Raw genomic sequence first — 21,476 nt, 5'->3', positions numbered from 1 at the left:
CCTGACCGCTTGGACCGATTTTCGCGTTTACCCAGGCGCGAATTCCCATCCGCGAGCGTTCGATGACCGCACTCGTCGAGCCACCAGTTCAGGCACATGGCGCACAATGACTTCAAAAAAAACAGCCACTGCGGTATCCGATCTGACCTTGAGCCCCGCCGCCAACGGCCCGGAAGTCTCGAAGCCGTCGAGCCCCCCGCGCCCTCTGTCGACCCAGCAATATCTGTATTTCACCGAAACCAACACCGACCGTATCCTCGATAACCTCGACGGCCTGCGTGACACCGTGTTCCCGCGTCCGCCGCACCTGGTGGACGACGAATACGACCGCGCCCAGCAGGAGTTCCCGTCGGTGTGCCTGATCGGCCTGGGTCGCTGCGGCTCCAACATCGCCCTGGACGTGGCCGAGCTGGTGTACAACGCCCGCAAGTTCTACCTCAACGAATTCAACGCCGAAGACAAAGGCTACAGCGACAAGGGCTACAGCCCCGCACAATGGATCCGCAACAACCTGCGCCTGGGCACCAGCAAGGCCAGCAAGCCGGTATTCCTGGTGGAGCCGCTGGTGATGCTCGGCGATCTGGACAAGGACATCGCCGGGCGCATCCGTTTCTCGCGCAAGGGCGAAAAAAGCGGCTTCTTGCGCGACTACAGCAAAATGAAAATCATGGACCTGTCGGAAGTCCACGCCGGTGGCGCCGGTAACGCGCCGATCCTCGGCCAGTACCTGGCCAAGATCATCCTGAACAAGGACACCCAGCGCTTCTCCAGCCCCGATTGGAAAATGATCCACTCGTACCTGATCGACAGCTGCGGCATCAAGGCCAACCAGTCGCGCCTGTACTTCTCGATCTTCAGCGCCGGCGGCGGTACCGGTTCGGGCATGGCCTCGGAGTTCGGCCTGGCCCAGCAGTACTCGTACATGAACAAGACGTTCGACACCAAGCCGATGGACGAACACGACAGCAAAAGCGGCCACTCCTTCGTCTTCGAGCCGATCTTCACCAGCGGCATCTGCGTACTGCCGAACATTTCCGACCACCGCAGCGAAATGTCCGAAGCCTTGCACATCAACGCCGGGCGCCTGCTGTGCAAGTACCTGTCGGAAGAATGGGATTTCTCGTACAACTTCGCCAATGAAGACAGCAGCGAAGCCAGCGTGATGGGCCGTATCCGCCCGTGGAACGCGATGATGCTGATCTCCAACGACATCATGCGCTACGCCGAAGAAAGCGATGACGGCAACATCCAGAACATTGATGTCAATGCCATGGAAAAGCACGCCAACCAGTACATCTCCCAGCAGATCTTCAACATCCTGACGGCCCAGGCCGTCACCACCGACTACGACCAGAACTACTTCCGCCGTGCCGGCATCGACATCGGCGAAACCATTCGCCTGGACGCCAACGACCTGTTCATGAGCCTGGCCGGCCCGGTGGCAATCGCCTACGCCGAGTCTGTCGTCCCGGAAACCCCGGCGCCGAGCGGCGACAAGTTCAAGGTATTCGAGAAAGAGCCGCCGCGCCTGAACATCGACGACCTGTTCTTCCGCTCCATCGACCTGCCGCACTTCAACAAAGTCACCCAGGCCATCGAAGGCATCAGCCTGTTGCCGATCGAATCCAAGCGCTACCGCGCCTCGCTGGAGCAATACAAGAATTCCGGCTACGACGCCGCGGCCCTGCATGACCTGCACTTCTTCAAGAACTGCTCGTCGGTGGTGTCCATCGTCTCCTTGCCCAAGGACTACAAGCTGTCCTACATGGACCTGAACCGGCTCAAGACCCACCTCAACAGCCTGTTCCCCAACACCACGCTCAAGCGTTACGCATTGGTGATCGGCGCCTCGGCGAACCTGTCGCTGACCACCCTGATCGCCAAGAGCCCGTGCCTGTCGGATGATTTCCTGACCCTGATCGTGGCCTTCATCAAACGCTGCTTCGCCCGCACCCCGTACCGATTCGACGACACCCTGGACAACTCGATCCTGGACTTCATCATCAATGAAGACTTCGACGAAGCACGCATCGACGACCTGCTCAACGAGTTCGAAAACCCGGCGAAGATCCTCGACACCAACTGGTACGCGATCAAGCCGATGTACGAGAAGAAGTACCGCGAGCTGATCAGTGACAAGGACAAGTTCGTCTCGATCAACGACATCCGCCTGTCCCGCGACTGCGTGAAGAAATCCATCAAGTACCTGCGCGAGATCTACCGTCACCGCATTGGCAAGACCAAGGTCATTTCCTTGAATAACCATACTGGCAGGACTTACTGAGGCTAGTGCAGGGACCGCATCGCCTCGATCGCGAGCAAGCTCGCTCCCACAAGGGTTTTGTGTACACAGGCCCACTGTGGGAGCGAGCTTGCTCGCGATAGCGGTCCTGAATCCTGCACCTGAACAACATCCAGAAACAATTGAGCAGCCCAAAGGCTGCTCCATGAACTGTTCCCGTTACGTATACGTCACCCTGCCCTGTGGCGTTTCGCCACGGCAGGGTGCCATCACGCTACTCACCTACACACTTTTTCAAACACACAAACACGAACCAACTTGGCGCACCGATCAATTCGACGCCCTTTCCTGGATCATAATCCACGGCGAAACCACCACCGCCCAAAGCTGCGGATCGCGCTCCAGAAAATCCAGCGCCCGCGTTTCAGACAGCTTGGCGAGCTGGTCGGCGGCCAGCCAGGCGGCGACTTTGGTACCTTCGTCCTGGGCAACGGCCTCGGCGGCGGCGATCAAATCCAGTGCCGGATCGACCCACAATAGGGCACCCTTGGCAAAGAACGGCTCCAGCTCTTTCCAGGTGATGGATGCGGTTTCTCCAAGCAGCTTGGCATAGAGGGTGCTAGGTTCTTGATTCATGGGACCTGTCCGGAAAAGAAATCGGCGCGAATGATAACGTCGGTGGTCTGGCAGAAAAACCCGGTAGCAAATTGCGGTACCGATTGAAAAGCGCAGGAAAGCCAAGGATTGCCGAAACGACCGGACAAGCCCCGCCGCTATTCTGTCTTTTTCTTTCAATTAAGCGACACCCCCAGGTTTTGCCCCCAAGCGCCAGCTTCCCTTGCCAACAATCGGCGCTCTACACTGTACCGGTACAGTTGCCGGGGGCATTTTCCGCGAGGGTATCCAAGATATCTGACCCGGTTCTGCTGCTACGGCGCCAGGACTATAAAAACTACAACAGCATGAGTGGAGCACTATGACTAAGGCTACTAAGCAGATTTCCAAACTGTTTGCCGCTATGGTTCTGGCCGGGGTTGCCAGCCATTCGTTTGCCGCCGACACCATCAAGATCGCCATCGCCGGCCCGAAGACCGGCCCTGTAGCCCAATACGGCGACATGCAGTTCAGTGGCGCGAAAATGGCCATCGAACAGATCAACGCCAAGGGCGGCGTCGACGGCAAGCAGCTCGTCGCCGTCGAATACGATGACGCCTGTGATCCAAAACAAGCGGTCGCGGTCGCGAACAAAGTCGTCAACGACGGCGTCAAGTTCGTGGTCGGCCACCTGTGCTCCAGTTCCACCCAGCCAGCTTCCGACATCTACGAAGACGAAGGCGTGATCATGATCACCCCGGCGGCTACCAGCCCGGACATCACCGCTCGCGGCTACAAGATGATCTTCCGCACCATCGGCCTGGACAGCGCCCAAGGCCCTGCGGCCGGCAACTACATCGCCGACCACGTCAAGCCAAAGGTCGTTGCGGTCTTGCACGACAAGCAGCAGTACGGTGAAGGCATCGCCAGCGCCGTGAAGAAAACCCTCGAAGGCAAAGGCGTGAAAGTGGCCGTCTTCGAAGGCGTGAACGCCGGCGACAAAGACTTCTCCTCGATGATCGCCAAGCTCAAGCAAGCCAACGTCGACTTCGTCTACTACGGCGGCTACCACCCGGAGCTGGGCCTGATCCTGCGTCAATCCCAGGAAAAAGGCCTGAAGGCCAAGTTCATGGGTCCGGAAGGCGTGGGTAACGACTCCATCTCGCAAATCGCCAAGGAGTCCTCCGAAGGCCTGCTGGTGACCCTGCCGAAATCCTTCGACCAGGATCCGGCCAACGTTGCCCTGGCTGACGCGTTCAAGGCCAAGAAAGAAGATCCGAGCGGTCCGTTCGTGTTCCCGTCCTACTCCGCTGTCCAAGTGATTGCCCAGGCCATCACCGCAGCCAAGAGCGAAGACGCAGGCAAAGTGGCTGAAGCCATCCACGCCGGCACGTTCAAGACGCCAACGGGCGACCTGAGCTTCGACGCGAAGGGCGACCTGAAGGACTTCAAGTTCGTGGTCTACGAGTGGCATTTCGGCAAACCTAAAACCGAAGCTTCGCCTCAGTAAGGCCTGGCCTGACTGACTGCCAATAAAGCCCACGGCGTGCCGTGGGCTTTGTTTTAAATGTATTGGGCCGCGCTGGCGTGATCCGCCAGTCTCCCCACCTGAAAATCTCAAAACCGTCATCAGCGGTTCGCTGGCAAACCTCGTGTTCGAAGTGGATGCAGATCCACGGGGCCCGGGCGGGAAAATGACTCCACCAGTGAAATGCGTATCAGGTTTTTAGGAGCGCTGTAATGCCTGACATCTATCACTTCTTCCAACAGCTGGTTAACGGTCTGACCGTTGGCAGCACGTATGCCCTGATCGCCATCGGCTATACGATGGTCTACGGCATCATTGGAATGATCAACTTCGCCCACGGCGAGGTGTACATGATCGGCTCCTACGTGGCGTTTATCGCCATCGCCGGGCTGGCCATGATGGGACTCGACAGTGTCCCGCTGTTGATGACCGCGGCGTTCATCGCGAGCATCGTGGTAACCAGTTCCTATGGCTACAGCATCGAACGGATTGCCTACCGCCCCCTGCGCGGCAGCAACCGTCTGATCCCGCTGATTTCCGCCATCGGTATGTCGATCTTCCTGCAGAACACGGTACTGCTTTCGCAAGACTCCAAGGACAAATCCATTCCCAACCTGATCCCGGGCAACTTTGCCATCGGGCCAGGCGGGGCACATGAAGTGCTGATTTCCTACATGCAAATCGTGGTGTTCGTGGTGACCCTGGTCGCCATGCTCGGCCTCACGCTGTTCATCTCCCGTTCCCGCCTCGGTCGCGCCTGTCGCGCCTGTGCCGAGGACATCAAGATGGCCAACCTGCTGGGCATCAACACCAACAACATCATCGCCCTGACCTTCGTCATTGGTGCGGCCCTGGCGGCCATCGCCGCGGTGCTGTTGAGCATGCAATACGGCGTGATCAACCCCAACGCCGGCTTCCTCGTCGGCCTGAAAGCCTTCACCGCCGCGGTACTGGGCGGCATCGGCAGCATCCCCGGGGCGATGCTCGGCGGGCTGGTGCTGGGCGTGGCGGAAGCCTTTGGCGCCGACATCTTCGGCGACCAGTACAAGGACGTCGTGGCGTTCGGCTTGTTGGTTCTGGTTCTGTTATTCCGGCCGACCGGCATCCTGGGCCGCCCGGAGGTTGAGAAAGTATGACTAGGCATCTCAAATCGGCGCTTTTCAGCGCCCTGCTGGTGTGGGCCGTGGCCTACCCGGTACTGGGTCTTAAACTGACCATCGTCGGCATCAACCTGGAAGTGCACGGCACCAGCCCGGCGATCCTGGCGACCATCGCCGTGTGCTCGCTGCTGATGTTCGTGCGCGTGCTGTTCAGCACGCAGATCAGCGCGGCGTGGAAGTCTTCGCCCGGCCTGCCGGTGATCCCGGCCAAGGCCAGCCACTTCCTGACCCTGCCGTCGACCCAGCGCTGGATCGTGCTGGCCCTGATCGTCGTGGCCCTGGTATGGCCGTTCTTCGGCTCTCGCGGCGCGGTGGACATCGCCACGCTGATCCTGATCTACGTGATGCTGGGCCTGGGCCTGAACATCGTCGTAGGCCTGGCCGGCCTGCTGGACCTGGGTTACGTCGGCTTCTACGCCGTCGGCGCCTACAGCTATGCGCTGCTGTCCCACTACTTCGGCCTGAGCTTCTGGATCTGCCTGCCCATCGCCGGGATGATGGCCGCCACCTTCGGTTTCCTGCTGGGTTTCCCGGTCCTGCGCTTGCGCGGCGACTACCTGGCGATCGTGACCCTGGGCTTTGGCGAGATCATCCGGCTGTTCCTGCGCAACCTGACCGACATCACCGGCGGCCCGAACGGCATCAGCAACATCGAGAAGCCGACGTTCTTCGGCCTGACCTTCGAACGTAAAGCCGCCGAAGGCCTGCAAACCTTCCACGAGTACTTCGGCCTGGAATACAACTCGATCAACAAGGTGATTTTCCTCTACCTGGTTGCCCTGTTGCTGGCCCTGGCCGCGCTGTTCGTCATCAACCGCTTGCTGCGCATGCCGATCGGTCGCGCCTGGGAGGCACTGCGTGAAGACGAAATCGCCTGCCGTGCCCTGGGTCTCAACCCAACCGTGATCAAACTGTCGGCCTTTACCCTCGGCGCTGCGTTCGCCGGTTTTGCCGGCAGCTTCTTCGCCGCTCGCCAAGGCCTGGTGACGCCGGAATCCTTCACCTTCATCGAGTCGGCAATCATCCTCGCCATCGTGGTGCTGGGCGGGATGGGCTCGCAGTTGGGCGTGATCCTGGCGGCGATCGTGATGATCCTGCTGCCGGAAATGATGCGTGAATTCAGCGAGTACCGCATGTTGATGTTCGGCGCCTTGATGGTGCTGATGATGATCTGGCGTCCTCAAGGTCTGCTGCCTATGCAACGCCCCCACATGGAGCTGCGCAAATGAGCCGCGAGATCCTGAAAGTCGAAAACTTGAGCATGCGCTTTGGCGGTTTGCTGGCGGTCAACGGCGTGGCCCTGACCGTGAAAGAGAAGCAAGTGGTTGCCCTGATCGGGCCGAACGGCGCGGGCAAGACCACCGTGTTCAACTGCCTGACCGGCTTCTACCAGCCCACCGGCGGCACCATCCTGCTGGACGGCGAGCCGATCCAGGGCCTGCCCGGCCACCACATCGCCCGCAAGGGTGTGGTGCGCACCTTCCAGAACGTGCGGCTGTTCAAGGACATGACGGCGGTCGAGAACCTGTTGATCGCCCAGCATCGTCACTTGAACACCAACTTCTTTGCCGGCCTGTTCAAGACCCCGGCGTTCCGCAAAAGCGAACGCGAGGCCATGGAGTACGCCGAGTACTGGCTGGACAAGGTCAACCTCACCGAGTTCGCCAACCGTACCGCCGGCACCCTGGCCTACGGTCAGCAACGGCGCCTGGAAATCGCACGCTGCATGATGACCCGTCCGCGGATCCTCATGCTCGACGAACCGGCCGCCGGCCTGAACCCGAAGGAAACCGAAGACCTCAAAGCGCTGATCGGCGTGCTGCGTGAAGAGCACAACGTCACCGTGCTGCTGATCGAGCACGACATGAAGCTGGTCATGAGCATTTCCGACCACATCGTCGTGATCAACCAGGGCACGCCCCTGGCCGACGGTACGCCGGAACAGATCCGCGACAATCCTGAAGTGATCAAAGCCTACCTGGGGGAAGCGTAAATGCTGCAGTTCGAAAACGTTTCCACCTTCTACGGCAAGATCCAGGCCCTGCACAGCGTCAACGTCGAAGTCCGCCAGGGCGAAATCGTCACGCTGATCGGTGCCAACGGTGCCGGCAAATCCACCCTGCTGATGACGCTCTGCGGTTCGCCCCAGGCCCACAGCGGCAGCATCCGCTACATGGGTGAGGAACTGGTGGGCCAGGAATCGGCGCAGATCATGCGCAAGAGCATCGCCGTGGTACCTGAGGGCCGTCGGGTATTTGCCCGGCTGACCGTGGAAGAAAACCTCGCCATGGGCGGATTTTTCACCGACAAGGGCGACTACCAGGAACAAATGGACAAGGTCCTGCACCTTTTCCCACGCCTGAAAGAACGCTTTACCCAGCGCGGCGGCACCATGTCCGGCGGCGAACAGCAAATGCTCGCCATCGGCCGTGCGCTGATGAGCAAACCCAAGCTGCTGCTGCTCGACGAGCCTTCCCTGGGCCTGGCACCGATCATCATCCAGCAGATCTTCGACATCATCGAGCAACTGCGCAAGGATGGCGTGACGGTGTTCCTGGTGGAGCAGAACGCCAACCAGGCACTGAAAATCGCCGACCGGGCGTACGTGCTGGAGAACGGCCGGGTGGTGATGCAAGGCACCGGTGAAGCGCTGCTGACCGACCCGAAAGTGCGCGAGGCGTATCTGGGCGGTTGAGTCCTGTAGCAGTAAAAGAAACGGCCTTCGGGCCGTTTTTTTGCCCGGGCCGCCCTCGCCACAGGGTTACGCGTATCTAAAAAATAATAAGGTCCCGCTGTAACACTTCCCCACCTCCCTTCTCTAGTTCAGCAGACCGGCGCTAACGCCGGTTCATTTCCCTGAAGACTGGAGAATCACCATGACTGCTTCGACCCGTACCCTGTCCGCCGCTGCCTTGGTCCTGGCCCTGGGTTCTGCCCTGAGCATGACTGCCGTCTCGACCGCTCACGCAGCCGACGACACCATGGAAAAATGCTTCGGCGTCGCCCTCAAAGGCAAGAACGACTGCGCCGCCGGCGCCGGCACCACCTGCGCCGGTACCGCAAAAATGGACTATCAGGCCAACGCCTGGAAATCGGTCCCGAAAGGCACTTGCACCACCATGGAAAGCAAAACCTCCCCCACCGGTTTCGGCCAGCTCGAAGCATTCAAAGCCAAGTCCTGATCGCATCCGCCTGAGGCCCGCCACCATGTTGAACACCCCGTCCCTCGCCACCGATAGCCGGCTGCCGCCAAGGGCAGGGCTGGGGCTCAAGAGTGCGCATTTTCGTGAGGTGCTCCAGACCCGACCGGATCTGGGCTTTTTCGAGGTGCACGCGGAAAACTACATGGTGGCTGGCGGGCCGCTTCATCACTTCCTGGGGCTGATACGCGAACAGTACCCGCTGTCGCTGCACGGCGTCGGCCTGTCGATCGGTGGGGAGGGGCCGCTGGATGTCGCGCATGTGCAGCGCCTGGCTGCCTTGATCGAACGCTATCAGCCCCAATCCTTTTCCGAACACCTGGCCTGGTCCAGCCACGGCCCGGTGTTCCTCAATGACTTGCTCCCCCTGGCCTATGACGCAGCAACCCTCGACCGGGTCTGCGAACACGTCGACCAGGTGCAGTCCAGCCTCAAGCGCACGCTGTTACTGGAAAACCCGGCCACCTACCTGGCCTTTGCAACCTCGACCTTCGACGAGCCACAGTTCATGAGCGAAGTGATCCGTCGCACCGGCTGCGGCCTGCTGCTGGATGTGAACAACGTCTACGTTTCGTGCGTCAACCACTGCCGCGATCCATTGGCCTACCTCGACGCCCTGCCTCTGCAAGCGACCGGCGAAATTCACCTGGCCGGCTTTGCCGAAGATTCCGACAGCCTCGGCGAGCGCCTGTTGATAGACGATCACGGCGCCCCCGTCGACCATGCGGTCTGGCAATTGTATCTCCAGGCTCTGGCGCGGACCGGGCCGGTCGCCACCTTGATCGAACGCGACAACCACGTTCCTGCATGGGAGGTGCTGCTGGCCGAAGCACGCCAGGCCGATCAACTGTTGAGCGCCGCTGGAGTCCGGCCATGAGCAACCAGCACGCATTTGCCGTCGCCCTGCTCGACCCGCGCAAGGCGTGTCCGCCCGGCCTGGTCAGCGACAATGGGGCGGCCCCGGAAAGCCGTTTCGCGGTGTACCGCAACAACGTGCTCAGCTCATTGATCAATGCCCTGGCCGACAACTATCCGGTGGTGGCGCAACTGGTGGGCGAGGCATTCTTCCGGGCCATGGCCGGAGTCTATGTCCAATCGACGCCGCCGCGCAGCCCGGTGATGAACGACTACGGGGGCGACTTTGCCGAGTTCGTCGAGCACTTTGAACCCGCCGCCAGCGTGCCTTACCTGGCGGACGTCGCTCGGCTGGAGCGACTGCATGTGCAAGCCTGGCATGCCGCCGACGCCGAGCCCATGGCGCAAGAACGAATCGTGGCGGCGCTGTCGTCGCCCACGCTGGCGGGGCACCTGAGGATCGGGCTTCACCCGTCACTGCGGCTGCTGCAATCCCCCTACGCCGTGGTGACGATCTGGGCCGCCCATCAGCACCAGGCACCCGTACCGTTCGAAACGTTTCCCGCGCAAAACGCCTTGGTGCTGCGCAACGGCCTGGACGTGGAGGTGTTTGCGATCAGTCGCGCTGCCCATGGGTTCATCGCAGCTCTGCAACAAGGGTTTTCCCTGAAGGCTGCCATCGAGGCCTCAATCGATCTTGACCTGGAACACACCCTGGCGGGGCTCATCCGCCACCAGGCCATCACCCATCTCCTAGCCGAACAGGTATCCCCATGAACGCCCTGATTGCCGGTTTCATTCAATGGCTGGAGAAAATCCCCCACAGCCTGATTGCCTTCGTCGCACGCTTCTCGATTGCCGCGGTGTTCTGGAAATCCGGCCAGACCAAAATCGAAGGACTGGCCATCGACCTGTTCGACGGCACCTTCCAGATCGGCCTGCCGCGGCTGGCGGACTCGACCATTCCACTGTTCAAAAGCGAATACGCCCTGCCGCTGCTGTCACCGGAACTGGCCGCGCACCTGGCGGCCTCTGCCGAGCATGTATTCCCGGTACTGCTTCTGTTTGGCCTGGCGACACGCTTTTCAGCGCTGGCCTTGCTGGGCATGACCGTGACCATCCAGGTGTTCGTCTACCCGGACGCCTACCCGACCCATGGCACCTGGGCGGCGGTCTTGCTCTACCTGATGGCCCGTGGACCTGGGGTGTTGTCGATCGATCACCTGATCGCCAAGCGTTACGCCCACGACTGAACACAGATCCCCTCACAGATCCTCTGTGGGAGCGAGCTTGCTCGCGATAGCGGTGGGTCAGCTTGCACAAATACCGGATGTACCACCGCCTTCGCGAGCAAGCCCGCTCCCACAAGGCGTAACAATGACCGGGTTATCGCTGTAGCCGATCCAACGCCTCGCCGCTGCGCTTGAACCAGTCGATCAAGTAGTCGGCCAGCACCTGGGTGCGCTTGGGCAGGCCGCCCTGGTACGGGTGCACCAGGTACATCGGCATGCGCCGGGTCTGGTAGTCGCGCAGCAGCCAATGCAGGCGTCCGTCAGCCAACTCTTCATGCAGCAGGTACGACGGCAGCCGGGCGATTCCGGCACCGGCCAGGGCGGCTTTTTTCAGCAGGCTGTAGTGATTGCTGGCGAACGGCCCCGACACTCGGACCCGCAACAGTTCGTGTTGTTGATGGTAAAGCCATTCTTCCCGGCCGCTGTAGTGGCTGTTGAGCAAACAGCGGTGCTCGGCCAGGGCCTGGGGCGTCTCAGGCTCGCCATAGTGTTCAAGGTAGGCCGGGCTGGCGCAGGTCATTTCGTGCCACGCCAACAACGGCCGGGCCACCAGCCGTTCATCGATGGCGGCGTCGGAACGGATCGCCAGGTCGAAACCATCGCGGCTCAAGTCACGGTAGCCGTTGTTGAGCTCCAGTTCGATCTGCACGTTGGGATACGTGCGAGCGAACTCCATCAGCAAGCCCTCGAAGAAGGTTTCACCCAACGAAACCGGAACCGTCATACGCACCGGCCCGGAAATGTCATCCTTCAACCGAGCCAATGCCTGACGCGCCCTTTCCACCTGCACCAACAGCGCCTGGGCCTGAGGCAACAACGCCGCCCCGGCCGCCGTGAGGCTCAAGCGCCGTGTAGTGCGTTGCAGCAACACCACCGAAAACCGGCTCTCCAACAGGCTGATGCGCTTGGACAACTGGCCCTTGCTGCACCCCAATTGCTGGGCCGCCAAGGTAAAACTACCGGCCTCCATCAACACGGCAAACGCCGCCAGGTCATCCATTTCGCTCATCGGACTGTTTCCAAATGAAAACCAAAGGTTGCCTATTAGCACGATTATCAGTGGAAAGAACCCCTCTAGACTGAAAACTCGTTCAACCCACTAAGGAACAGCTCATGAAAATCCTGTTGATCGGCGCCAACGGCACCATCGGTTCGGCCATTGCTAAAGAACTGTCGTCCCGCCACGAAATCGTTCGGATCGGCCGCCACAGTGGTGAATTGCAGGTGGATATCAGCGACAGCGCCTCGATTCGCGCCCTGTTCGAGAAGGCTGGCCGTTTTGACGCCCTGGTCTGCGCCGCCGGTAACGTCACCTTTGCGCCCCTGGCCGACATGACCGAAGACAGCTTTGCCCTGGGCTTGAAAGACAAGCTGATGGGCCAGGTCAACCTGCTGCTGATCGGACGCGAATTCGCCAATGACGGCGCCTCCTTCACCTTCACCACCGGCGTGCTCAGCCACGACCCGATCAAGAGCGGTGCTTCGGCGGCCCTGGTCAACGGCGCCCTGGACAGTTTCGTGCGCGCCGCGGCAATCGAGTTGCCACGGGGCATGCGGGTCAACTCGGTGAGCCCGAACGTGCTGCTGGAAGCCATGGACAAATACGCGCCCTATTTCCGCGGCTTCAAACCCGTCCCCGCAGTGGATGTAGCATTGGCCTACGCCAAGAGCGTCGAAGGTATGCAAACCGGTCAGACCTTTCACGTGGGCTAACACCCCTTGTGGTGCAGGATCAGTCTGAGTAACGTGGCGGCACTTGTCTGGAGACCCAATGATGCGTGCCGCCCGCTCCCTGCTGTTTGTCGCCCTCCTGCCGCTGTTCACCGGCTGCCAATTGCTCGACACCCCACGTCAGAGCGCCTCCCACGCCGGCCAGACACGCCTGCAGGGCGAACTCACGGCGGCCGATGGCAAACTGGTGTTCCAGCCGTGCCAGGAACAGCGCCGCTACATCGTCAACGACAGCGGTGGCACCAGTGTGCTGCAACAGGCCGCCAGCCTGGCCGACGACCAGGGCAAGCTGTTTGCCGATGTACGTGGCCGTATCGTTTCCAGCGCAGCGGCCGGCACCGACAGTCAGTTGGACGTTGAACAGCTGTATCGCCTGGAACGCTCGGGAACGGCTTGCGAAGACGTCGACTTCAAACGGGTGATCCTGCGCGCCGCGGGACACAGCCCGGAATGGACGCTCAAGGCCAGTGGCAAGGGCCTGGTGCTGGACCGTGAAGGCCAGCCGCCGCTGGCGGTGCCTTACGTCGAGGAACAATTGGGCGATGGCCGCTTCAACTTGGGCACCGAGGCCAACGGCCAGAAAGTCGAGCTGTGGGTCACACCTGCCCGTTGCGTCGACAGCGTCAGCGACAGCGTGCAACACATGAGCGCCGAGCTACGGGTCAATGGCCAGGTCCAACGCGGCTGCGCCTACTTCGGTGGCGCGCGCGACGACTGATTCACAGCTTTTGGCTTATAATCGCCGGTTCACGCCCTGGTGCAGTTGTGCATCCCGCGAACCGGACCCCGCCATGTTACGAATCACCGAACTCAAGCTGCCAATCGATCACCCCGAAGAAGACCTGCGCCCTGCCATCGTGCAGCGCCTGGGCATCGCCAGCGATGACCTGCTCGACTTCACCCTGTTCAAGCGCAGCTACGATGCGCGCAAGAAATCCTCCGAACTGTGCTTTATCTACACCATCGACCTGACGGTGCGCGATGAAGCCAGCCTGCTGCGCAAGTTCGCCGATGACCGTAACGTCAACGAAGCGCCGGATATCAGCTACAAAGTGGTGGGCCAGGCACCGGCCGACTTGAGCGAGCGGCCGATCGTGGTCGGCTTCGGCCCGTGCGGGATTTTCGCCGCCCTGTTGCTGGCACAGATGGGTTTCAAGCCGATCATTCTCGAACGTGGCCCCGAAGTGCGCCAGCGCACCAAGGACACCTGGGGCCTGTGGCGCAAAAGTGTGCTCAACCCCGAGTCCAATGTGCAGTTCGGTGAAGGCGGCGCAGGGACGTTTTCCGACGGCAAGCTCTACAGCCAGATCAAGGATCCGAAATTCCTTGGCCGCAAGGTCCTGCACGAATTCGTCAAGGCCGGGGCGCCGGAAGAAATCCTCTACGTCAGCAAGCCGCACATCGGCACGTTCCGCCTGACAGGCGTGGTGGAAACCATGCGTGAGCAGATTCGCGCCCTGGGCGGCGAAGTACGCTTCCAGCAGCGGGTCACCGATGTGCTGATCGAGGACGGCCAACTGGTCGGCGTCGAATTGGCCGGCGGTGAACGCATTCATTCGAAACACGTGATCCTGGCCCTTGGCCACAGCGCCCGGGACACGTTCCGTATGCTCCACAGCCGTGGCGTGTATATGGAAGCCAAGCCGTTCTCGGTGGGTTTCCGCATCGAACACCCGCAATCGCTGATCGACAGCGCGCGCCTGGGCAAGTACGCCGGCCATCCGAAACTTGGCGCCGCCGACTACAAACTGGTGCACCACGCCAAGAATGGTCGCTCGGTGTACAGCTTCTGCATGTGCCCGGGCGGCACCGTGGTAGCGGCGACGTCCGAGCCGAACCGCGTCGTCACCAACGGCATGAGCCAGTATTCGCGTAATGAGCGCAACGCCAACTCTGGCATCGTCGTCGGCATCACCCCGGAAGTGGATTATCCGGGTGGCCCGCTGGCCGGTATCGAGTTGCAGGAACGCCTGGAATCCCACGCGTTCGTGCTCGGCGGCAGCAACTACGAGGCCCCGGCGCAACTAGTGGGCGATTTCATCGCCGGCAAGCCGTCTACGGCACTGGGCAGCGTCGAACCTTCCTACAAGCCTGGGGTGTCCCTGGGTGATCTGGCCCTGGCCTTGCCGGACTTCGCCATCGAAGCCATCCGCGAAGCCTTGCCGGCGTTCGAGAAACAGATTCGCGGCTACTCGCTGCACGACGCCGTGCTGACCGGCATCGAAACCCGCACCTCGTCGCCCCTGCGCATCACCCGCAACGAATCGCTGCAGAGCCTGAACGTCAAGGGCCTGTTCCCGGCGGGTGAAGGCGCCGGTTATGCGGGCGGGATTCTGTCAGCGGGGGTGGACGGGATCCGGATTGCCGAGGCGGTGGCGCGGGATATCCTTGGCCTCGAGGCCTGAGGGGACACAGCTGTTCACTCAAGGCAGCCACAGGCCCAAGTAAACAGCTTTACCCTGTGGGAGCGAGCTTGCTCGCGATGGCGGCCTGGCATTCAACACAGATGTTGACTGATCCACCGCTATCGCGAGCAAGCTCGCTCCCACAGGGGATCTCAGGGTTCAAGATTCAGATATTGGCCCGCAACACACTCTCTGGCAGTGCCTCGCCCCGCTCCACACTCGCCGCCACGATGTCCATCAGCCCGCTCAGCTCATAGCCTTGGGCCTTGAGCCAGGCCGGATCGTAATAGGTCGTGGCATAGCGCTCGCCGCCGTCACACAAGATCGCCACGATCGACCCCGACTCCCCCGCATCTACCATCTGCCGGGCCGCCATGAGCGCGCCGATCAGGTTGGTGCCGCTGGACCCGCCGACCCGTCGTCCCAGGCGCTCGGCCAGATAATGCATGGCCGCCAGCGATAAAGCGTCCGGCACCTTGACCATCGCATCGATGACTTTCGGCAGGAACGACGCTTCGACTCGCGGCCGGCCGATACCCTCGATGCGTGAACCGCAATCCAGGCGCAGGCTGGCGTCGCCAGTGCGGTAGTAATCGAAGAACACCGAACGCTCGGCGTCGGCACACAGCACGCGGGTGCCGTGCTGGCGGTAACGGACATAGCGTCCCAGGGTGGCCGTGGTACCGCCGGTGCCGGGGCTGGAGATCAGCCATGAGGGCTCCGGATGCCGCTCGAAGCGCATCTGCTGGAAGATCGATTCGGCAATGTTGTTATTGGCCCGCCAGTCCGTGGCCCGCTCGGCATAGGTGAATTGGTCGATGAAATGCCCGTCATGCTCGCGGGCCAGGCGCTCGGATTCGGCGTAGATCTGCGTAGGATCAGCCACCAGGTGGCTTTGGCCGCCATAGAAAGCGATCTGTGCGATTTTTTCTCTGGAGGTGGTCGCCGGCATCACCGCAATGAACGGCAGGCCCAGCAACCTGGCGAAGTAAGCCTCGGAAATCGCCGTCGAGCCGCTGGAGGCCTCGATCACCGGCGCACCGGGCTTGAGCCAGCCATTACACAATGCATAGAGAAACAGCGAGCGGGCCAACCGATGCTTGAGGCTGCCGGTGGGATGACTGGACTCATCCTTGAAGTACAGCTCAATGCCCGGCAGGCCAGGCAGCGGCAGCGGAATCAGGTGGGTATCGGCGCTGCGCTGGAAGTCTGCTTCGATGATGCGGATCGCTTCACGGGCCCACTGGCGGTGGTCGTTCATGGTGTGTTTGCTCACTGATCGTGTTCGGCGTGGGGAGATCACGCGACCGTGCAGCCACGGCTGGAGTTCGGAAAAACCAGACGCCAGCTTAGGAAAAAACCGACATCACGCACAGGTACAGCTAAGGTCCAATATGACCCGTAACTGCCGACTACGCGGCGTAGGCCTTGTAACGACATATAACAAAAAAGAATATAACTTTTGTTTTAACAACTAACAGTACGGGTTAGGGTGTGCCATCTTTTTGATTCGATACATGGAGAGCGATCGTGGCTCTACGCAATTCTCTGACACGTTTTTTCCAACTGGAGGCTGCCAGCGGCCTGCTGCTGATCGCCGCCGCCGTACTGGCCCTGGTCATCAACAATTCACCGCTGTCCTGGTTGTATAACGGCCTGCTGGATACCCCGGTGGTCGCCCAGGTGGGCGCTCTGAAGATCGCCAAACCCCTGCTGCTGTGGATCAACGACGGCCTGATGGCGATGTTCTTCCTGCTCATCGGTCTCGAAGTCAAACGTGAAGTACTCGACGGGCAACTATCAAAGCCGTCGCAAATCGTCTTGCCGGGCGCGGCGGCGATTGGCGGCATGGTGGTGCCGGCGCTGATCTACTGGTTTCTCAACCGCGACAACCCGGCCGCCCTCGCCGGCTGGGCGATTCCGACGGCCACCGACATCGCGTTCGCCCTCGGCGTGCTGGCCTTGCTCGGCAAGCGGGTGCCGGTGTCGCTCAAACTGTTCCTGATGACCCTGGCGATCATCGATGACCTGGGCGCCATTATCATCATCGCCATCTTCTATTCCGGCGCCCTGTCGACCGTGTCGCTCATGCTGGCAGCCGCCTGCATCGCCACGCTGGTGGCGATGAACCGGATGGGCGTAGTCAAGCTCGGGCCCTACATGGTGGTGGGCCTGATCCTCTGGGTCTGCGTGCTCAAGAGCGGTGTCCATGCCACGTTGGCGGGGGTAACCCTGGCGTTCTGCATCCCGCTGCGCACGAAAAACGCCGAGACTTCGCCGCTGCTCACCTTGGAACATGCCCTGCATCCCTGGGTGGCCTATGGCATCCTGCCGCTGTTCGCCTTCGCCAACGCCGGCCTCTCCCTGAGCGGCGTCACCGTCGAGAGCTTCACCCATCACGTGCCGATGGGCATCGCCATCGGCCTGTTGCTGGGCAAGACCGTCGGCGTCTTCGGCCTGACCTGGCTGGCCGTGAAAATCGGCATCGCCAGCCTGCCCGCCGGCGCCAATTGGGGCCAGGTCCTGGGCGTGGCAATCCTGTGCGGGATTGGTTTCACCATGAGCCTGTTCGTTGGTTCCCTGGCGTTCGAGCCTGGCGTAAGTGACTACGCGGGCATGGACCGGATGGGGATCCTCACCGGCTCGATCCTGGCGGCGTTGCTCGGTTATGCGGTGACGGCGGCGGCCAGTCGCAAGCAGCCTGCATTGCCTGGCTGATCCTTGCTTCTGCGTTAGCGTCTTGAGAGCCATGGGAGGTTAAGGAATGGTGTATATATCCGTTTCTGCGGTAACGGCGGCTGGCGGTTCCGCTCTTACAGCGGCTCACTTTTGAAAAGCCTGCGCGGCCCGGCGAAAAGTAACCAAAACGCTTTATGCCCCACCACTCGGCACCTCGCCTAGGCTCGGTGTGCCTGAACGCAGGCATTGCTCCGGGGGCCGCCGCGAAGGGCCATCCATGGCCCAGCGCGGCGATCCCGGCATCCATGCCGGGATGCCCACTCCACAATGCCTGCGTTCGGCCAGCGTGGTTAACGGGGCGCCGAGATCAACGTCCACCACGAGGCGGCCTAACAGCCGACCTGGTTTTTGATGGGACCGCGTTTTTCCTGTGGGAGCGAGCTTGCTCGCGATGAGGCCAGCAGCCCAACATCCATGTAACTGACCCACCGTCATCGCGAGCAGGCTCGCTCCCACATTGGATCTTTCGCGGCGCCCTATTCATGTGCACCCGGAGTCCCTCTGTGGGAGCGGGCTTGCTCGCGAAGAGGCCGGTACATCCAACATCACCGCAAACTGACACACCGCCTTCGCGAGCAAGCCCGCTCCCACAGGAGAGACGCCCACCCAGAACCAGGTCGGCTACTAGGCCGCCTCGGTTCTGTTTTTGATCTGGGGCGCCCCGTTAACCACGATGGCTGAACGAAGGCCTTGCGCAGTGGGCCCACGGAGCAAGGCCTTCGTTCAGGCATGCCGAGCCTAGGCGAGGCACCGAGTGGTGGGGCAAGAGCGTTTTGGTTACTTTCGCCGGGCCGCGCAGGCTTTTCAAAAGTGACCCGCTGTAAGAGCGGAACCATAAGCCGCCGTTACGCAAAAAACGGATATACATCCGTCACCCGAAACGAAGCCATAAAAAACGGCGCTTTCCATTCCCGGAATAAGCGCCGTTTTCACTTACCGACTCAAGCTTAGTGCGATACGCGACTCGTACCATCCACAGTAGAAATACGAACCCGCTCACCCACACGGAACACTTCGTTTTCCTGAACCTGCTGCACATAGGCACGCATGCTGCCGTCATCTTCACGAACGGTAATTTCCACACCCTGGGTACGCGTCAGGCCTTCTTCAGTAGCGGAACCAATCAGGCCACCCGCCACGGCGCCGATCACGGCAGCGACGATGCTGCCACGGCCACCACCGATGGCGCTGCCGCCTACACCACCGACCACTGCACCGGCCGCACCGCCGATAGGGGTCTTGGTGCCTTCGATCTTGACCGGACGCAAGGCTTCGATCGTGCCCATGCGAATCGTCTGCACGCGACGCGCTTCGTCACGGGAGTAGGAGTCACCGGTCAGGCTCGACTGACAGCCAGTGAGCAACATCGCCATCGTGGAAAAGGAAGCAACCAGCAAAACAGACTTACGCATAGCATCAAACTCCAAAAGACAGGGATTCATTAAACTCCGCAGCTTGACGCCTGTCACGGCCTCGCCGGGATAAAATTGTTTTCATTCAGGTGGGATACAGGCGCGCCCGAAAAATTCACCAAACAGTAGCGCCAATTTCCGAAACCTGCGTCATCAACCCTGGAATTTTTCATGGATTATTTCATTATCGTCGCCACCACCGTGGCCGGTTTGTACTTCCACTGGTGGCTGTACGTGCGGATCAAACGCTGGATGGATCGCGATCTGGCGCTTTCACTGGCGGGGCCGGATGGGCAAAAGAAAACCTACATGTTGCAACAATTGGCCCGCGCCCAGGCACAAGGCATCAAGCGCCGTGACCTGCCGCTGTGGCTCCAGACCGCCGCGGCAGGTTATCCCGATGCTAAGGCGCCAGACGCTCGCGAGTCCACTGCGCCCCTTGCAGGCGATAGTTGAGGCGATCGTGCAGGCGGCTCGGGCGGCCCTGCCAGAATTCGATGCGCTCGGGCAGTAAACGATAACCGCCCCAATGCTCCGGGCAGTGGGGTTGGCTGTCACTGAAGCGCTGTTCGGTGGCCTTGAGCAGGTCTTCCAGTTCGCCGCGCCCGGCAATCACGCGGCTCTGGGGTGACGCCCAGGCGCCCAAGCGGCTGCCCAGCGGACGGACTTGGTAGTAGGCGTCCGATTCCTGCGCCGTGACCTTCACCACTTTGCCCTCGATGCGCACCTGGCGCTCAAGGGTCGGCCAGAAAAACGTCATGGCGGCAAACGGATTCGCGGCCAGTTGCTGGCCCTTGGCGCTGTCGTAGTTGGTGAAGAACGTGAAACCCTGGGCATCCAGGCCCTTGAGCAGCAGGATCCGGCAGTGCGGACGTCCCTGCTCATCCACCGTGGCCAGCGTCATGGCGTTGGCCTCCACCGGGGCCTGCTCGGTTTTCACCGCGTCGGCGAACCATTGGTGGAACAGTGCAAACGGCTCGGCCGGGGCTTGTGCCTCGGTCAAGCCGTCGCGGGTGTAGTCGCGGCGCATATCAGCCAGCGCTTGGGTCATGGCGCATTCCTTGTGTTAGCCCATCACTGCTTGGGGGTATCGGTGGCCGCGACTTTCTTGGTGTCGGTAGCGGCTTTGGCCGGTTGAGGCTTCTTCGCTGGGGTAGCGGGCTTGGCCGCGGCCTTCTTTGCAGGCGCCTTGGTCGCGGCCTTTTTGGCCGGTGCTTTCTTGGCCGAGGCTTTGCTGGTCGAGGCCACCGCTTTTTTAGCCGCAGGCGCAGGCGCCGGCGCAGCTGGCTTCACATCCTGGGCGGCAACCATCGTCACTGGGGCCGGGGCTGGCATGTTGTATTTGCTCAGCAGCGCGACCATGGTGTTGGCCGGCGTGACCAGCAATTCCACACGACGGTTCAAGGCGCGGCCCTCAACGCTGTCGTTGGCCGCACGTGGCGCCACTGCGCCCATGCCGCGCAGCATCAGGCGATCACGTTGCAGGCCGCTGAGGCGGAAAATCGCCGCCACGGACTGAGCACGCTCCTGGCTGAGCTTGAGGTTGGCCGGTGCGGCGCCCGAGGTGTCGGCGTGACCAAGGATCAGCACGGCAGTCTTCGGGTCGGCTTCAAGGATCTTCGCCACGCGGGTGAACGGGCCGAGAGTCACGGGCAGCAGCATGGCCGGACGGTCCGGGTTGAAAGAGCCATCCACGGGCGCGGTGACCACCAGCACGTCGTCGCGGCGCTCAAGTTCGAGCTTGCTGTCCTGGATCGCCGTGCGCAGCTTCGGCTCGTAATCGTCGAGCCAGGCCTGGGTGACTTTAGGATCGGGCATCGGCACCGCCTTGGCGGTTTCCTGATCCTTGCCACCGAACGGCCACCACCACTTGCCGTTGCTTTCAGCTTCGGCCTTGGCAACAGCTGTCGGCGCCTTGGCCTCAGGCTTGGCTTGGGCTTCTGCCTTTGCTTCGACTTTTCTGGCGGCGTCTGCGGCGGTTTCCTCGGAAGAGAACGGCCACCACCAGTGGCTGGCGCCCTCGGCCTTGGCTTGCGGTGCGACAGCGGCAGGCTTCAGGGGCGCCGCTGGCGCCGTTTCCTTGGCCGCCACCTTGTCGGAAGAGCCGAACGGCCACCAGCCGCTGCTGCCTTCGGCATCATTTTGTGGGGTTTGTGCGCAACCAGTGATAGCGAAGCACAGCGCCAGAGCGAGGGTTTTATTCGATGACATTGGATATCCACAAAATGATCTAAATGAAAAAAAAGGCCATGTTTTGGCCGCATAAACAGACGCTTTGAAACTGGAAAGGACACGAGGTTCCTGTGTCCATGGCCTTC

At 61.3% G+C, this 21,476-nt stretch carries 21 protein-coding genes and 1 pseudogene; 15 read left to right on the top strand and 7 right to left on the bottom strand.

From position 1 onward, the window contains the following. Nucleotides 1-106: 106 nt before the first annotated feature. Nucleotides 107-2,284, top strand: coding sequence for a hypothetical protein (locus AB7M32_RS10760; RefSeq protein WP_072409632.1), 2,178 nt, complete (start codon nucleotides 107-109; stop codon nucleotides 2,282-2,284). Nucleotides 2,285-2,572: 288 nt separating this feature from the next. On the opposite strand, the gene AB7M32_RS10755 is transcribed toward AB7M32_RS10760, so the two are convergent. Continuing rightward, nucleotides 2,573-2,878, bottom strand: a complete 306-nt coding sequence (locus tag AB7M32_RS10755) for a DUF2288 domain-containing protein (RefSeq protein ID WP_053119051.1) — start codon at nucleotides 2,876-2,878, stop codon at nucleotides 2,573-2,575. A 340-nt stretch (nucleotides 2,879-3,218) separates the two neighbouring features. Here AB7M32_RS10755 and AB7M32_RS10750 point away from each other — a divergent pair, with 340 nt between their 5' ends. The 9 genes from AB7M32_RS10750 (at nucleotide 3,219) to AB7M32_RS10710 (ending at nucleotide 10,832) form a co-directional block, all read left to right on the top strand. Continuing rightward, nucleotides 3,219-4,346: a branched-chain amino acid ABC transporter substrate-binding protein gene (locus AB7M32_RS10750; protein ID WP_072409628.1), complete on the top strand. Its 1,128-nt coding sequence runs from the start codon at nucleotides 3,219-3,221 to the stop codon at nucleotides 4,344-4,346. Between the two features lie 230 nt (nucleotides 4,347-4,576). Further along, the gene (gene livH / locus AB7M32_RS10745; protein ID WP_014336891.1) at nucleotides 4,577-5,500 is read left to right on the top strand and encodes a high-affinity branched-chain amino acid ABC transporter permease LivH; all 924 of its coding nucleotides are present in this window, start codon (nucleotides 4,577-4,579) and stop codon (nucleotides 5,498-5,500) included. Then, on the top strand, nucleotides 5,497-6,753 hold the full coding sequence (locus AB7M32_RS10740) for a high-affinity branched-chain amino acid ABC transporter permease LivM (RefSeq protein ID WP_454249877.1): 1,257 nt from the start codon (nucleotides 5,497-5,499) through the stop codon (nucleotides 6,751-6,753). Before livH ends, AB7M32_RS10740 begins: the two co-directional genes overlap by 4 nt. After that, nucleotides 6,750-7,517: a high-affinity branched-chain amino acid ABC transporter ATP-binding protein LivG gene (gene livG, locus AB7M32_RS10735; protein ID WP_060738896.1), complete on the top strand. Its 768-nt coding sequence runs from the start codon at nucleotides 6,750-6,752 to the stop codon at nucleotides 7,515-7,517. The genes AB7M32_RS10740 and livG overlap by 4 nt, the downstream gene beginning before the upstream one ends. Continuing rightward, nucleotides 7,518-8,219, top strand: a complete 702-nt coding sequence (locus AB7M32_RS10730) for an ABC transporter ATP-binding protein (protein ID WP_072409624.1) — start codon at nucleotides 7,518-7,520, stop codon at nucleotides 8,217-8,219. It begins immediately after the preceding gene. A gap of 181 nt (nucleotides 8,220-8,400) precedes the next feature. Beyond that, the gene (locus AB7M32_RS10725) at nucleotides 8,401-8,706 is read left to right on the top strand and encodes a BufA1 family periplasmic bufferin-type metallophore (RefSeq protein ID WP_454249876.1); all 306 of its coding nucleotides are present in this window, start codon (nucleotides 8,401-8,403) and stop codon (nucleotides 8,704-8,706) included. Nucleotides 8,707-8,731: 25 nt separating this feature from the next. After that, on the top strand, nucleotides 8,732-9,601 hold the full coding sequence (gene bufB / locus AB7M32_RS10720; RefSeq protein WP_454249875.1) for an MNIO family bufferin maturase: 870 nt from the start codon (nucleotides 8,732-8,734) through the stop codon (nucleotides 9,599-9,601). Further along, the gene (locus AB7M32_RS10715; RefSeq protein WP_454249874.1) at nucleotides 9,598-10,356 is read left to right on the top strand and encodes an HvfC/BufC N-terminal domain-containing protein; all 759 of its coding nucleotides are present in this window, start codon (nucleotides 9,598-9,600) and stop codon (nucleotides 10,354-10,356) included. Before bufB ends, AB7M32_RS10715 begins: the two co-directional genes overlap by 4 nt. Next, a complete protein-coding gene (locus AB7M32_RS10710; protein ID WP_454249873.1) occupies nucleotides 10,353-10,832 on the top strand; it encodes a DoxX family protein in 480 nt (159 codons plus the stop codon). The genes AB7M32_RS10715 and AB7M32_RS10710 overlap by 4 nt, the downstream gene beginning before the upstream one ends. A gap of 133 nt (nucleotides 10,833-10,965) precedes the next feature. Here AB7M32_RS10710 and AB7M32_RS10705 read toward each other — a convergent pair whose 3' ends face one another. Continuing rightward, nucleotides 10,966-11,880, bottom strand: coding sequence for a LysR family transcriptional regulator (locus tag AB7M32_RS10705; protein WP_072409622.1), 915 nt, complete (start codon nucleotides 11,878-11,880; stop codon nucleotides 10,966-10,968). A gap of 104 nt (nucleotides 11,881-11,984) precedes the next feature. Between AB7M32_RS10705 and AB7M32_RS10700 the strand changes: the two genes are divergently transcribed. The 3 genes from AB7M32_RS10700 to AB7M32_RS10690 all read left to right on the top strand — a co-directional run bounded on the left by AB7M32_RS10700 (nucleotide 11,985) and on the right by AB7M32_RS10690 (nucleotide 15,007). Next, entirely contained in the window at nucleotides 11,985-12,584 is a 600-nt protein-coding gene (locus tag AB7M32_RS10700) for a short chain dehydrogenase (RefSeq protein WP_454249872.1), read from the top strand. A 61-nt stretch (nucleotides 12,585-12,645) separates the two neighbouring features. After that, nucleotides 12,646-13,320, top strand: coding sequence for a COG3650 family protein (locus tag AB7M32_RS10695; protein ID WP_092165973.1), 675 nt, complete (start codon nucleotides 12,646-12,648; stop codon nucleotides 13,318-13,320). Between the two features lie 73 nt (nucleotides 13,321-13,393). After that, on the top strand, nucleotides 13,394-15,007 hold the full coding sequence (locus AB7M32_RS10690) for an NAD(P)/FAD-dependent oxidoreductase (RefSeq protein ID WP_072409618.1): 1,614 nt from the start codon (nucleotides 13,394-13,396) through the stop codon (nucleotides 15,005-15,007). Between the two features lie 166 nt (nucleotides 15,008-15,173). Here the strand turns inward: AB7M32_RS10690 and AB7M32_RS10685 are convergent, their stop codons facing one another. Then, on the bottom strand, nucleotides 15,174-16,268 hold the full coding sequence (locus AB7M32_RS10685; protein WP_454249871.1) for a PLP-dependent cysteine synthase family protein: 1,095 nt from the start codon (nucleotides 16,266-16,268) through the stop codon (nucleotides 15,174-15,176). 269 nt (nucleotides 16,269-16,537) lie between these two features. Here AB7M32_RS10685 and nhaA point away from each other — a divergent pair, with 269 nt between their 5' ends. Beyond that, complete coding sequence (gene nhaA, locus AB7M32_RS10680; protein ID WP_454249870.1) at nucleotides 16,538-17,725, top strand: Na+/H+ antiporter NhaA; 1,188 nt, start codon at nucleotides 16,538-16,540, stop codon at nucleotides 17,723-17,725. A 645-nt stretch (nucleotides 17,726-18,370) separates the two neighbouring features. Here nhaA and AB7M32_RS10675 read toward each other — a convergent pair. Continuing rightward, nucleotides 18,371-18,448: pseudogene (locus AB7M32_RS10675) on the bottom strand (nucleoid-structuring protein H-NS); the annotation flags it as partial. 245 nt (nucleotides 18,449-18,693) lie between these two features. Continuing rightward, the gene (locus AB7M32_RS10670) at nucleotides 18,694-19,158 is read right to left on the bottom strand and encodes an outer membrane lipoprotein (protein ID WP_047228399.1); all 465 of its coding nucleotides are present in this window, start codon (nucleotides 19,156-19,158) and stop codon (nucleotides 18,694-18,696) included. Between the two features lie 171 nt (nucleotides 19,159-19,329). Here AB7M32_RS10670 and AB7M32_RS10665 point away from each other — a divergent pair, with 171 nt between their 5' ends. Next, on the top strand, nucleotides 19,330-19,614 hold the full coding sequence (locus AB7M32_RS10665; protein WP_454249869.1) for a hypothetical protein: 285 nt from the start codon (nucleotides 19,330-19,332) through the stop codon (nucleotides 19,612-19,614). On the opposite strand, the gene pdxH is transcribed toward AB7M32_RS10665, so the two are convergent. Both pdxH and AB7M32_RS10655 read right to left on the bottom strand, forming a co-directional pair. Beyond that, a complete protein-coding gene (gene pdxH / locus AB7M32_RS10660) occupies nucleotides 19,562-20,209 on the bottom strand; it encodes a pyridoxamine 5'-phosphate oxidase (RefSeq protein WP_192262272.1) in 648 nt (215 codons plus the stop codon). The genes AB7M32_RS10665 and pdxH overlap by 53 nt on opposite strands. A 23-nt stretch (nucleotides 20,210-20,232) precedes the next feature. Then, nucleotides 20,233-21,369, bottom strand: coding sequence for an OmpA family protein (locus AB7M32_RS10655; protein ID WP_454249868.1), 1,137 nt, complete (start codon nucleotides 21,367-21,369; stop codon nucleotides 20,233-20,235). Nucleotides 21,370-21,476: the final 107 nt, after the last annotated feature.

This window comes from Pseudomonas sp. R151218B TE3479 (assembly GCF_053629195.1).
This window is presented reverse-complemented; position numbering and strand designations above follow the sequence as displayed.

Excerpts from the sequence above, each read along its gene's own strand:
- AB7M32_RS10760 (WP_072409632.1), top strand. The coding sequence starts at position 107 with ATGACTTCAAAAAAAACAGCCACTGCGGTATCCGATCTGACCTTGAGC.
- AB7M32_RS10755 (WP_053119051.1), bottom strand. The coding sequence starts at position 2,878 with ATGAATCAAGAACCTAGCACCCTCTATGCCAAGCTGCTTGGAGAAACC.
- AB7M32_RS10750 (WP_072409628.1), top strand. The coding sequence starts at position 3,219 with ATGACTAAGGCTACTAAGCAGATTTCCAAACTGTTTGCCGCTATGGTT.
- livH (WP_014336891.1), top strand. The coding sequence starts at position 4,577 with ATGCCTGACATCTATCACTTCTTCCAACAGCTGGTTAACGGTCTGACC.
- AB7M32_RS10740 (WP_454249877.1), top strand. The coding sequence starts at position 5,497 with ATGACTAGGCATCTCAAATCGGCGCTTTTCAGCGCCCTGCTGGTGTGG.
- livG (WP_060738896.1), top strand. The coding sequence starts at position 6,750 with ATGAGCCGCGAGATCCTGAAAGTCGAAAACTTGAGCATGCGCTTTGGC.
- AB7M32_RS10730 (WP_072409624.1), top strand. The coding sequence starts at position 7,518 with ATGCTGCAGTTCGAAAACGTTTCCACCTTCTACGGCAAGATCCAGGCC.
- AB7M32_RS10725 (WP_454249876.1), top strand. The coding sequence starts at position 8,401 with ATGACTGCTTCGACCCGTACCCTGTCCGCCGCTGCCTTGGTCCTGGCC.
- bufB (WP_454249875.1), top strand. The coding sequence starts at position 8,732 with ATGTTGAACACCCCGTCCCTCGCCACCGATAGCCGGCTGCCGCCAAGG.
- AB7M32_RS10715 (WP_454249874.1), top strand. The coding sequence starts at position 9,598 with ATGAGCAACCAGCACGCATTTGCCGTCGCCCTGCTCGACCCGCGCAAG.
- AB7M32_RS10710 (WP_454249873.1), top strand. The coding sequence starts at position 10,353 with ATGAACGCCCTGATTGCCGGTTTCATTCAATGGCTGGAGAAAATCCCC.
- AB7M32_RS10705 (WP_072409622.1), bottom strand. The coding sequence starts at position 11,880 with ATGAGCGAAATGGATGACCTGGCGGCGTTTGCCGTGTTGATGGAGGCC.
- AB7M32_RS10700 (WP_454249872.1), top strand. The coding sequence starts at position 11,985 with ATGAAAATCCTGTTGATCGGCGCCAACGGCACCATCGGTTCGGCCATT.
- AB7M32_RS10695 (WP_092165973.1), top strand. The coding sequence starts at position 12,646 with ATGCGTGCCGCCCGCTCCCTGCTGTTTGTCGCCCTCCTGCCGCTGTTC.
- AB7M32_RS10690 (WP_072409618.1), top strand. The coding sequence starts at position 13,394 with ATGTTACGAATCACCGAACTCAAGCTGCCAATCGATCACCCCGAAGAA.
- AB7M32_RS10685 (WP_454249871.1), bottom strand. The coding sequence starts at position 16,268 with ATGAACGACCACCGCCAGTGGGCCCGTGAAGCGATCCGCATCATCGAA.
- AB7M32_RS10670 (WP_047228399.1), bottom strand. The coding sequence starts at position 19,158 with ATGCGTAAGTCTGTTTTGCTGGTTGCTTCCTTTTCCACGATGGCGATG.
- AB7M32_RS10665 (WP_454249869.1), top strand. The coding sequence starts at position 19,330 with ATGGATTATTTCATTATCGTCGCCACCACCGTGGCCGGTTTGTACTTC.
- pdxH (WP_192262272.1), bottom strand. The coding sequence starts at position 20,209 with ATGACCCAAGCGCTGGCTGATATGCGCCGCGACTACACCCGCGACGGC.
- AB7M32_RS10655 (WP_454249868.1), bottom strand. The coding sequence starts at position 21,369 with ATGTCATCGAATAAAACCCTCGCTCTGGCGCTGTGCTTCGCTATCACT.